Source organism: Nonlabens dokdonensis, from assembly GCF_002162835.1.
Classification (GTDB): Bacteria; Bacteroidota; Bacteroidia; order Flavobacteriales; family Flavobacteriaceae; genus Nonlabens; species Nonlabens dokdonensis_B.
This window is the reverse complement of sequence record NZ_MAAX01000042.1, coordinates 1-11,502: the sequence shown is the minus strand read 5'-3', so window position 1 is coordinate 11,502 and position 11,502 is coordinate 1. Positions and strand designations below refer to the sequence as shown.

The 11,502-nt window shown below is 35.7% G+C and carries 11 protein-coding genes; 3 read left to right on the top strand and 8 right to left on the bottom strand.

Annotated elements, in window-relative coordinates; genetic code table 11:
* From A9Q93_RS02625 to A9Q93_RS02615, 3 genes are all read right to left on the bottom strand, one after another.
* A partial coding sequence (locus tag A9Q93_RS02625) for a hypothetical protein (RefSeq protein ID WP_303685827.1) occupies nucleotides 1-211 on the bottom strand: 211 nt, incomplete at its 3' end.
* A gap of 47 nt (nucleotides 212-258) precedes the next feature.
* Entirely contained in the window at nucleotides 259-1,767 is a 1,509-nt protein-coding gene (locus tag A9Q93_RS02620; protein ID WP_303685826.1) for a GH3 auxin-responsive promoter family protein, read from the bottom strand.
* On the bottom strand, nucleotides 1,768-2,631 hold the full coding sequence (locus A9Q93_RS02615) for a M23 family metallopeptidase (RefSeq protein WP_303685825.1): 864 nt from the start codon (nucleotides 2,629-2,631) through the stop codon (nucleotides 1,768-1,770).
* A 273-nt stretch (nucleotides 2,632-2,904) separates the two neighbouring features.
* Here A9Q93_RS02615 and tatA point away from each other — a divergent pair, with 273 nt between their 5' ends.
* Nucleotides 2,905-3,102: a twin-arginine translocase TatA/TatE family subunit gene (gene tatA / locus A9Q93_RS02610; protein ID WP_111474645.1), complete on the top strand. Its 198-nt coding sequence runs from the start codon at nucleotides 2,905-2,907 to the stop codon at nucleotides 3,100-3,102.
* An 82-nt stretch (nucleotides 3,103-3,184) separates the two neighbouring features.
* Here the strand turns inward: tatA and A9Q93_RS02605 are convergent, their stop codons facing one another.
* The 3 genes from A9Q93_RS02605 to pgk form a co-directional block, all read right to left on the bottom strand.
* Complete coding sequence (locus A9Q93_RS02605; protein WP_303685824.1) at nucleotides 3,185-4,171, bottom strand: DUF4837 family protein; 987 nt, start codon at nucleotides 4,169-4,171, stop codon at nucleotides 3,185-3,187.
* A gap of 1 nt (nucleotide 4,172) precedes the next feature.
* Complete coding sequence (locus A9Q93_RS02600; protein ID WP_303685823.1) at nucleotides 4,173-5,738, bottom strand: lytic transglycosylase domain-containing protein; 1,566 nt, start codon at nucleotides 5,736-5,738, stop codon at nucleotides 4,173-4,175.
* Nucleotides 5,739-5,847: 109 nt separating this feature from the next.
* Complete coding sequence (pgk, locus tag A9Q93_RS02595) at nucleotides 5,848-7,029, bottom strand: phosphoglycerate kinase (protein ID WP_303685822.1); 1,182 nt, start codon at nucleotides 7,027-7,029, stop codon at nucleotides 5,848-5,850.
* A 144-nt stretch (nucleotides 7,030-7,173) separates the two neighbouring features.
* On the opposite strand from pgk, the gene A9Q93_RS02590 reads away from it, so the two are divergent.
* Nucleotides 7,174-8,301: a DNA polymerase III subunit delta' gene (locus A9Q93_RS02590; protein WP_303685821.1), complete on the top strand. Its 1,128-nt coding sequence runs from the start codon at nucleotides 7,174-7,176 to the stop codon at nucleotides 8,299-8,301.
* Nucleotides 8,302-8,426: 125 nt separating this feature from the next.
* Nucleotides 8,427-8,819, top strand: coding sequence for a hypothetical protein (locus A9Q93_RS02585; RefSeq protein ID WP_303685820.1), 393 nt, complete (start codon nucleotides 8,427-8,429; stop codon nucleotides 8,817-8,819).
* A gap of 131 nt (nucleotides 8,820-8,950) precedes the next feature.
* Here the strand turns inward: A9Q93_RS02585 and A9Q93_RS02580 are convergent, their stop codons facing one another.
* Nucleotides 8,951-9,790: a bifunctional 2-polyprenyl-6-hydroxyphenol methylase/3-demethylubiquinol 3-O-methyltransferase UbiG gene (locus A9Q93_RS02580; RefSeq protein WP_303685819.1), complete on the bottom strand. Its 840-nt coding sequence runs from the start codon at nucleotides 9,788-9,790 to the stop codon at nucleotides 8,951-8,953.
* Nucleotides 9,791-9,808: 18 nt separating this feature from the next.
* A partial coding sequence (gene mnmG, locus A9Q93_RS02575) for a tRNA uridine-5-carboxymethylaminomethyl(34) synthesis enzyme MnmG (protein ID WP_303685818.1) occupies nucleotides 9,809-11,502 on the bottom strand: 1,694 nt, incomplete at its 5' end.

Below are 11,502 nucleotides of genomic sequence, written 5' to 3'. Positions count from 1 at the left end.
ATTCTTTATAGATATTTGTAACAACATTTTGTTTTAGATGTTCGTAAAATTTATAATCACCAACATTACCTGTTAAATAAACAGAAGAAAGTTGTAACAAAAATACCGCTGAAAAAATAACGGCAATTATCCATTTAAAGAAGTCGTTTTTAATCAAAGTCAAAATTGCCAAGCTTAAAAGAAATAAAGCTAGTAATTGTAAATATGCCATGAATAAATAATTGATTTTGGTAAATATATCAAATTGTAATTATTCTATTACTCATTATCACGGCTAATAATCTCTTCCAAAACCTCAGCAATTTTGCGGTCATTCGATAATCGTGGCAACTTATTCTGGCCTCCTAATTTTCCTATAGTTTTCATGTATTCTTTAAAACCATTTTCAGGAACTGATGTAATTTTTAATGGCTGTAGAATTTTACCAGTTATTAAATCATCATAATAAGAGTTTTGTTTTCTCATTTGAAGATCAAGTGAAGCTTCAAGTTTTTTTAAGTCGATATTAGTCTCACCAAATTCTACAAACCATTCATGATAAGGCAATGCTCCTTCTTGTGGACTCAATTGTGGCGCTACGGTAAATTCATTAATAACAATGCTTAATTCTCCAGAAGCGGTTTTCATAGCTTCTTCTACCTCTTTACCTATAACATGCTCTCCACTAGCGCTTATGTAATGTTTAATACGGCCAGTAACCACAACACGATAAGGTGCTGTACTTGTAAATGCAATAGTATCACCTATGTTGTATGCCCATAAACCAGCTGTGGTAGAAAGAATAAGTACATAATTGACACCTATTTCTACCTCGCCTATGGTTAATCTTGGTGGGTTTTTATCATAAAACTGATCTGCCGGAATAAACTCGTAAAAGATGCCGGCATCAAGAAGGAGTAACATTCCTTTCTCATTTTGTTTATCCTGATAGGCAAAAAAACCTTCACTAGCTGGAAAAAGCTCGATACTATCTACTTTACGTCCTATTAATTGGTCAAATTTTGCTCGATACGGTTCAAAATTCACACCGCCGTAAATGAAGAGGTTAAAGTCTGGAAATACATCGCCTACTTTTTTACCAGTACGTTGTACAATACGTTCAAAATACATTTGCACCCAACTAGGAATACCAGAAATCACGCTCATTTGCTCGGGAAGCGTTTCATCTATGACAGCTTCTACTTTAGTTTCCCAATCGTCTATACAATTAGTTTTCATAGAAGGCAGCCTATTCTTCTGAAGGTAATTAGGTACATAATGAGCCACGATACCACTCAAACGCCCTAACTGAATCCCATTTTTAGTCTCCATTTCTGGACTTCCCTGAAGGAAAATCATTTTTCCATCGACAAATTTTGAATTTCCCGTCTCATGGATATAACTTAATATAGCATTGCGGGCGGCTTTTACATGCTCTGGCATGGATTCCTTTGTGATAGGAATGTATTTTGCACCACTAGTTGTTCCAGATGTTTTAGCAAAGTAAAGCGGTTTTCCAGGCCATAAAATATCTTCTTCTCCTGCCACTACTCGATCTACAAAAGGTCGCAAATCCTCATAATCACGTACTGGAACTTGATCAATAAAGTCTTGATGGGTTTTAATGCTGGAAAATGAGTGCGCTTTCGCGAAAGCGGTATTACCAGCAGTCTTCAATAATTGTTTAAAAACTTTATCCTGTGAGCCTACTGGGTCAGATGCCCATTTTTTAGTTTTCTTATCAATAATGGCTGCAAAAATCTTTGCGGCAATCGATTTTAATGACATTTATTCAAAGTTGATAAAGTTAGTAGGGTCTAATGGATAGCCATCACTCCAAATTTCAAAATGCAAATGCGGTCCAGTGGTAAGTTCTCCTGTATTACCTACACTTGCAATTACCTCACCGGCAAGAACTTGATCGTTTTGTTCTTTATTGAGACTACCAGCATGCTTGTAAACCGTTATAAGGCCGTAAGCATGCTCAATTAAAATAGTATAACCAGTATCTGCACTCCAGCTGGCAAACACCACAGTACCATCTGCAGCGGCTTTTATAGGAGTTCCTGAAGCTGCGACCACGTCTACTGCATAATGTTTGAGTTCTGTATCATAATTACCAGAAATAGTTCCCTTTACTGGTGGGAAGAAAACAAAGTTGGTTTTTGCTTTTGCTCCGGCGATGACACTGTAACGATCTGCTTGGGCGACTTCTTCTCTTAAAAGACTATCTTCTTTAATAGGACTGAGGTCTTTCACCTCAACTGTTGTTTCTACTTTGGCGATGCTGTCTATTCTGGCATACTCTTCTGCAGTGATATCTCCATTGAGTAGCATTTTTACACGACCGTAAAACTCGTCATTTGTTGCCACGAGTTGCTTCAAAGAATCGGTTTCTTTAGAAAGTTCTAATGCTATTTTTTTAGTCGTCACGTCTGCATAACCTGGAATATATTCTCTAATAGGAGTAAATGCTATGAGAACTGTAGTAAGACCTATAAGAAGAACCGCACTTATAATGGTAACAATGAAAACGTTTAACCTGTTCAATTTGAGACTGAAGCGTTCTTCAAAAGTATCATCATTAAGCACTACCATGCGGTAATGGTGCGTCCATTTATTCTTTTGGATCTTTTTTTTCTTTTTTGCCATGTTTATCTAACGTGTAACAAATATAAATAGTTTTTAAGGGAATAAAGTATGTGGTATGTGGTATGTGGTATGTGGTATGTGGTATGTGGTATGTGGTATGTGGTATGTGGTATGTGGTATGTGGTATGTGGTATGTGGTAAAATAATTTTTTTGAGTTGGAAAGACAGCTCGTTTTTTAAATTTTCTTTTAAAAGTGGAATTTTTAAAGATTAACAGCCTTAATACTTCTTGTTCTATGGCTTATTGTATCTTTGTAAACTATTAAAATTGAAATCATGATAGCAAATTTCTTTTTGGCAATGCCAGGCTTATGGAGTATCATACTTATTGTAGTAGTGATTCTTCTCATTTTCGGAGGTAAGAAAATACCAGAATTGATGCGCGGCCTAGGTGGCGGAATCAAAGAATTTAAAGAGGCCTCAAAAGATGAAAACGATAAAAAAGAAGATACTAACAATATAGAAAGTTAGTTGTCAAATTAAAGTTTATAAAAAACGGCATCATTTTATCAATGATGCCGTTTTTTTATAAGGTTATTTTTGAAAGAAAATATTACTCCTTTTGCGGCTCTATAAACTTTAAACTTTTTAAGATCGCTTCTATTTCAAAAAGGTAATTGCGTTGTGCACTACTAGGTGCACTTACATAACCTTCTATGATCATCCAGTTGTCTTTTTCTTTATTGTAAATCGCATAATTGACAAATGGTCCAGCTGCAAACATATCTTTAATTTCCCAAGTTCCTTTAGTCTCAAAAGCAAACCTGCCATCTATTTGGCTTTCATTTAAGAAAGGAGAATAAGCTGGCTCGGTCTGGAATGGACCACCATCAGTAAGGATCTTTATGGCTCCTATAGAATCACGCACCTTAACGATGTCCAATACAGTACTGTCACTACGTTTAATGCGGTTGCGATCTACTTCATAAAACATCAAGTCCATTGTCCCTTCTTTGATAGGACGTCTCAACCAGAAGAAATTATTATCTATCTCTCCGTTATAAGTGGCATAACGGTAAGCGCGTGGAATTATGATATCAAAACCAAAACGCTCTTTGAGTCGGTCTGTATTTAACGCGACCTTGTCCATTAGGAATTGCTTGCGTTCTATCTCGCCCTTATTAAAAATGGAAACCATATCATCAGCATTTTCTGTAATGACATTGCTGATCTCTTTATTGTTTTTCCCACGAACGATAATTCCTATTTGTGGATTTGCAAACAGGTCTTTCTTGATGCGTACACCACTACTATCTGCTTTTTGAACAAATAAGTAATTACGCGACTTTCTCAACATACCTTTAAAAGCTGCAGGTTTTACATGATTAAGAGTAAACATAGGTTCTTCTCTCACGATGCCATCGAGAGGTCGTGCAAATTCTTTTCTTATGGTATCTCCTAAAGCGCCATTCCAGTCGTCATTTTCTATGATTACAAGAATATCGTTTAATTTACCTGCGCTATCTTGTACTACTACTGCCCTATCATCGCAGCTTATCAACACAAAACAAACGGCAAGGATTAAGTATATTTTATTCATTTTACTTTAGTTTTAAAGTTGTCCCAGCTTTTAAGTTTTGGGATTTAGAAGGATTTAATTTACGTATGCTTGCAATAGATATGCCATATTTATTGGCAATCTTCCACAAGCTGTCACCACTTTTCACTTTGTAAGTATTAGGTGTTTTAGTCGATTTTGAGCTGGAGTTCGTAATCGGATTTCTTGAATGAATATACAGCTTCTGACCGATGCTTAAATTATTACTTCTAAGACTGTTCCAGCGTTTGATTTGACTGACGCGCACACCATAACGATTTGCTATTTTACCTAAGTAATCGCCGCTTTTCACTCGATATACGATTCTGCTTTCTGCTTTGAGGAGCTCTGGAATTGGTTTTTCTTTCTTTTCAAATTCCGCTTTCGCGAAAGCGTAGACATCATCCTCATTACTCACAAATTTTGCAGCATCTCTTATGGGCAATCGCAAACTGTAGTTTCTGCCTTTTACCACTGGAATAATATCCAGTTTATACGACGGATTATGAAATTGCACGACCTCGAGATCTTGATCTGTAAATTGTGCTACATGCTCTAAAGAAATAGTTCTTTTTACCCTAATCGTATCTGTCGCAATACTTTTATAAACAGTTTGTTGCGGCTGGAAACCATGCTCTGGCGCATATTTAAATAAATACATCATCGCTTGAAAAGCTGGAACGTAACCAGCAGTTTCTCTAGGTAAATAAGGTCTTATGTTCCAATAGTTTTTATAGCCACCACTACGCCGTATCGCTTTATTTACATTTCCTGGACCAGAATTATAAGCCGCAAGAACCAGATCCCAATCTCCATAAATGTTGTACAAACTGCGCATAAATTTACAAGCTGCCTGTGTAGATTTTATAGGATCCATACGCTCATCTACATAAGAATTGACCTCAAGATTATAATTGCGACCTGTGGTAAACATAAATTGCCACAATCCTGTCGCTCCTACTCTACTCTTGATACGAGGATCGAGAGCACTTTCCACAACAGCTAGATATTTCATCTCTAGTGGGATATCATATTGATCTAGGTAAGGTTCAAACATGGGAAAATAATAATCGCTAAGCGTCATTAAACGTTCCATGTAAACACGTTGATAACTCAATTTCTTATTGATCAACTTTTCTAAAATAGGGTTATAATCAATCTGAAAAGGTGTGGTCTCATTGATAATAGCAAGTCTTGCCTTGAGCGTATCTGTAGGAAGCGTTTGATTTACAGTCTCACTATAATCCATTTGTACGATCTCATCGTACATATAATCATATAAATCGTTATTATACAACTCATTAAGCAACTTCTCATCAAAGTCATCTACCTCCGGATATATTTTTAAAGGTGTTCCTGAAACTGTAGTATCTACCGCTATTTCTTGCACAGGAATTTCTACAGAAAGGATGGTCTCTGTTTCTAAAGAATCTTTTTGAGCTTGCTGTCTTTTATACTCTTCATACGTGACTACTTTACCTTGCGTTTTTATAGAATCTTGCTCGACCACTTGTGCTGTAGTAGGCAGTGTGTAAATAGGAATAAGGAAAAATAGGAGGTATTTATACATAGTATATCTTACTAATTCATAGAGCCAGATGCACTAGATTTAAATATCCAGCTAGCATCTGATTCTAAAAAATTTAATTATAACAGGTATTTAAGTGTAATTTAAATGCTTATTTATTCATCGCAGCAATACCAGGAAGCGTTCTTCCTTCTAGCATCTCTAGCATTGCGCCGCCACCAGTAGAAACATAACTCACTTGATCTTCAAAACCAAATTGCTTTACCGCAGCCACGCTATCGCCGCCACCTACTAACGAGAACGCACCGTTTTTTGTTGCCATAGCAATAGAGTTTCCTAAGGCAATCGTTCCTTTAGAAAACGGCTCCATTTCAAAAACACCAGCTGGACCGTTCCATAAAATAGTTTTAGCATTTTGCAGCACCGCATGGAAATTTTCTCTAGATTTTTCACCTATGTCCAGTCCCATCCAGCCGTCTGGAATATCGTCAATGGCAGCCTCGTCTTTATTTGCTAATTCAGAAAAATCGCTTGCCGTTACTACATCCACTGGTAAATGAATAGTTGTTTTCGTCTCTTTTGCCTTTTCAAGGATTTCTAGAGCCAGTTTTTGTTTATCATCTTCAACCAGAGAATCTCCTATTTTACCACCTTGAGCTTTGATAAAAGTGTATGCCATCCCACCAGCAATGATCAAATCATCTACTTTGCTGAGAATATTTTCTATCACTGTAATTTTTGAAGAAACTTTTGCGCCTCCTAAAATTGCTACAAGAGGTCTTTCTGGAGTTTCCATCACTTTATCAAGACTTTCAATCTCTCTATTCATGAGCATTCCGAAGCATTTTTCTTCAAAATATTGAGCAATTACGGCAGTACTGGCGTGTTCTCTATGTGCAGTACCGAAGGCATCATTAATATATACGTCAGCTAGTTTTGATAACGCTTTCGCGAAAGCGGCATCTCCAGCAGTCTCCTCTTTATAATATCTTAAGTTCTCTAGTAATAAGACTTCACCGCTTTCTAGAGCTGCCGCAGCATTTTCAGCCATTGCTCCTATACAATCTTCTACAAATTTTACTTGAACACCTAGAATATCACTTGCTTTTGCACAAACATGCTTTAATGAAAATTCTTCTTCACTATTTTTAGGCCTGCCTAGGTGCGACATCAGTATTACAGAACCACCTTGTTCTAACACATGAATAATGGTGTCTTTGGCAGCTTGAATCCTGGTCGCATCAGTGACATTATAGTCATCGTCTAGCGGTACGTTAAAATCTACTCGTATTAAGGCTTTTTTGTTCTCAAAATTGATTTGCTCTATAGTCATTCTTTGAATTTCAAATGGTTTAAAAACAAATATAATGGATACGTTATGATATTGTGGTTAACGCGTTAGAAAACTAATTTTTATTCTAAATAGTGTCTACTATAGAAATTTCAAGAGCTTGATAGTTGCGCTTATATTTGCATTATGCAATATCAAGATGTTTTAGGATTAGATCACATTAAAAAGCACCTACAATCTACGGTAGAAAATAGTCGTATTGCTCATGCGCAATTGTTTGTAGGTCCTACGGGAAGTGGTGTTTTACCACTGGCTGTGGCTTATGCTAGAAATATTCTTTGTCGTGATAACTCTAGTAGTTGTCATGCACAATTAAACAACCTGGCGCATCCTGATTTACATTTCTCCTTTCCTATGCCTGCCAGTGTAGGAAGTAGCAGTAGTAAAGCGACATCTGATATTTTTCTAGCAGAGTGGCGCGAGTTTGTAAAGACGAATAGCTACGGTAGCTTGCCAGACTGGTATAAAGCCATCGATATCGAGAAAAAAAATGCTGAAATACGTGTTGCTGAGGCGCAGCTTATCATGAAAAAGCTAAGTCTCAAGTCTTATGAAGGTGGTTATAAAGTGCTCATCGTTTGGGGAGCAGATAAAATGAATACTGAAGCGGCTAATAAATTATTGAAGCTTATTGAAGAGCCACCAGCAAATACTATCATTTTATTAGTAGCAGAGTCTGATGATCGCATTATCAACACGATTAAATCCAGGTGCCAAATCATTAATGTACCTAAATTAAATGCCGCGGTCATCGCCCAGGGATTACAAAAACACCTACAATTAACTGAAAGTCAAAGCTCTATAATAGCTAGGCAAGCTGATGGAGATTACCGGAAAGCAGTTCAATTCTCTCAAAATAGTGCTGAAGATTTACAATTTGAAGAATGGTTTGTGCAATGGGTACGTACTGCTTTTGTTGCTAAAACTAAGATAACTGCCATAAGTGATTTAATGAATTGGGCAAATACTATTGCTGCAGTAAATAGAGAAACTCAAATTCGCTTTTTAAATTATTGCATAGAATTCTTTAGACAAGCAATGCTTAAAAACTACAAAGCAGAAAGCGCCGTTTATTTATCACCACAAAGTGGTTTTGATTTAAGCAAATTTGCCCCTTTTGTAGATGGTAACCGTATGCTTGAAGTACAAAAGCAGCTTCAGGATGCCATTTATCATATAGAACGTAATGCAAATGGTAAAATAGTTCTTACTGATTTGAGTATAGGGATGACTCGTATCTTACATTCTAAGTAAGATTTTTATTGAAAGCCCAGCGAGTCAAATAATGAATAAAACAATCACTTTGTCATTTTACTAAAGGGTAGAATTAATTCCATTCTTAAGGAAAATAGCCATTAGTAAAATTTAAATTTACAAAAATGCTCCTATCCCATTCTACCATAATACTGTTGTCAGCTTTTCTTTGTATAACTTATTTGTTTTCTGCGTTTGAAAAAATTAAGGACTGGAATGAAACGACTAAGTATTACAACAAAATGTTCAAAGGAAGGCTTTCTAGAAAATTAGTTCTTGTTTCTATTTATGTAATAATTGTTGTAGAACTATCTTCGATCCTACTATTTCTATACGGTAACTTTTCTCTTATCAACTCAGAGAGTAAAATAGTGTTACAATATGCATTTGTAACATCGGCAATTTTATTGCTTGTTCTTTTATGCGGTTTGCGAATTGCAAAAGATTATCAAGGAGCTGCACAAATAGGAATTTACTTTTTGATTAGCATTTTTGGACTTTATTTGATGGAATTATAAAAACTTATAGTTTCTAAAATTTCTATCATTTACATCTATTAAAAACGGATCAAAATAAAGCGATTTAAGCCGCTTTTATGTTTATCGCTACACACATTATAGTTTGAAATGAAACAGATGTACAAAACGTATTAAAAACGTTTTTTCAATACATAAGTGATGGAACTAGGTTCATTTGTGATGATAGCTTTCAAATTAGAAAACAAACCAATGAATATTCCAGAAAGAAATGGGAAAGTTGATTTTTTATATTTAGATGATAAAATGGAAACATATAAACTATCAAACCACATCGGTTGCATTTTTATAATATCAAATTCTTTATCAAAAATACTTTTTACGGCTTTTTTGTTGAAGTGAAATAAATGTCGCGGCACATCATAACCTGCCCAATAACTTCCGTAATATTTAGCATCAAAAGATTCGTAATTAGGTAAAGCAAGAATTAAAACACCATTTGGTTTTAACAATTGTAGAATCTTTTCCTTTTGTTTTTCAACATCTGGTACGTGTTCTAAAACATGATACATAGAAATAAGTTGAAAACTATTAGCATCTACGTCATCTAAGCTTGCGTATAAATCAACTCCTTTATTTTTAGCAACAGCTCTTGCTTTCTCGCTAGGTTCAAAACCAGTTACGTTTAATTGAGCTTCCTTTAGCGCCAGAACTAAATCTCCTACTCCAGCACCGATGTCTAAAACAGATCCTTTTTGAGCAAATTTCTTAATTAAGGAAGTTTTAGATTTGAGATTGAAGCCTTTTGCAAAATTATAGCAGCGAGCAAAAAAGGAGTCCTGACTATCATCATGAGATAAGTAATCTTCGCTCTCATAATAACGATCTAAATTTTCAGGTTGCGGAATAGTTTTTATTAACTCTGTTTCTGGATCTATATAAAGATCAAACTTTTCTTGCGTGAGAAAGTGATCTTTAAGTTCTAGAAAATGTTTAGGAAACTTCAAATTCATAAATTGTTTCACGTGAAACTATCGACCCATGTGAACTAACAAAACTGAAATATCACTAGGTGACACACCAGAAATACGACTTGCTTGAGAAACGGTTACCGGTTGTACTTTGGTAAGTTTCTCTCTTGCTTCATAAGAAAGTGACTTGATGCTTTTAAAATCATAGTTAGCTGGAATCTTAACATTCTCTAATCGGTGTAACTTATCGGCATTGTTTTTTTCCTTGTCGATATAACCAGCATATTTAACGTGTACTTCAACTTGTTCTAAAATGTCATCATTTAAATCATTCTCTTCTAAGTATTCTTTTACTTGAGAAATAGTTTTAATATCATCAAGAGTAATTTGAGGTCTTGAAAATACCTTAAATAACTTATCATTTTGAGTTACTTTTTTACTTCCTTTTGATTCCAAAAGCGGATTCATCTCATTAAAATCATAACTAGTGTCACGTAAAAACTGAACCATTTTTTCAGACTCATTTTGTTTACGCTCTACTCTTTTCAAAGCTTCATCAGTTACGATACCCAAATCAACAGCACGAGGCGTTAGACGCAAATCGGCATTATCTTGTCTTAATAAGGTTCTATATTCAGCCCTTGACGTGAACATTCTATAAGGTTCTTCTGTTCCTTTTGTAATCAAATCGTCCACAAGAACTCCTATGTAAGCTTCATCTCTTTTCAAGATAAAAGATTCTTCTTCTCTAATTTTCCTAACCGCATTAATACCAGCCATCATTCCTTGAGAGGCTGCTTCTTCATATCCTGTTGTACCATTAATTTGACCAGCAAAGTAAAGATTATCAACCAGCTTAGTTTCTAAAGTATGTTTTAACTGCGTAGGCGGGAAGTAATCGTACTCGATTGCATAACCAGGTCTGAAAAACTTTACGTTCTCAAATCCTGCAACCGATTTTAATGCTTTAAACTGAACATCTTCAGGAAGCGAAGTACTAAATCCATTTACATAGACCTCACAAGTTTGCCATCCTTCTGGTTCTACAAAAATTTGATGCCTGTCTTTATCTGCAAAACGGTCTATCTTATCTTCAATACTCGGACAATATCTTGGACCTATAGATTGAATTCTACCATTAAACATAGGAGAGCGATCAAATCCTTCACGAAGCAAATTATGTACTTCTGGACTTGTATAAGTCATGTGACAATCTCTCTGATTGGTCAAATTTGTAGTAAGGTTACTATAGCTAAATTTAGAAGTATTTACATCACCAGGTTGCGGAATCATCTTAGAATAATCTAATGATCTACCATCCACTCTTGGAGGAGTTCCTGTCTTCATTCTTCCTGACTCAAAACCTAAGTCCACCAATTGTCCAGTAATTCCAGTTGAAGCTCTTTCTCCAGCACGTCCACCACCAAAGTTTTTGTCACCGATATGAATCAAGCCATTTAAGAAGGTTCCATTAGTTAACACGACAGCTTTAGCACGTATTTCAATACCTAAAGATGACTTAACACCTACAACTTTTCCACCTTCTACAATTAAACCTACCACCATCTCTTGATAGAAATCTAATAAAGGAATAGCTTCTAACTGCATACGCCATTCTTCAGAAAAGCGCATGCGATCATTTTGGGTTCGTGGCGACCACATTGCAGGACCTTTGGAGAGATTCAACATTTTAAATTGAATAGCACTCTTATCAGAAACGATTCCACTAAGTCCACCTAAAGCATCAATCTCGC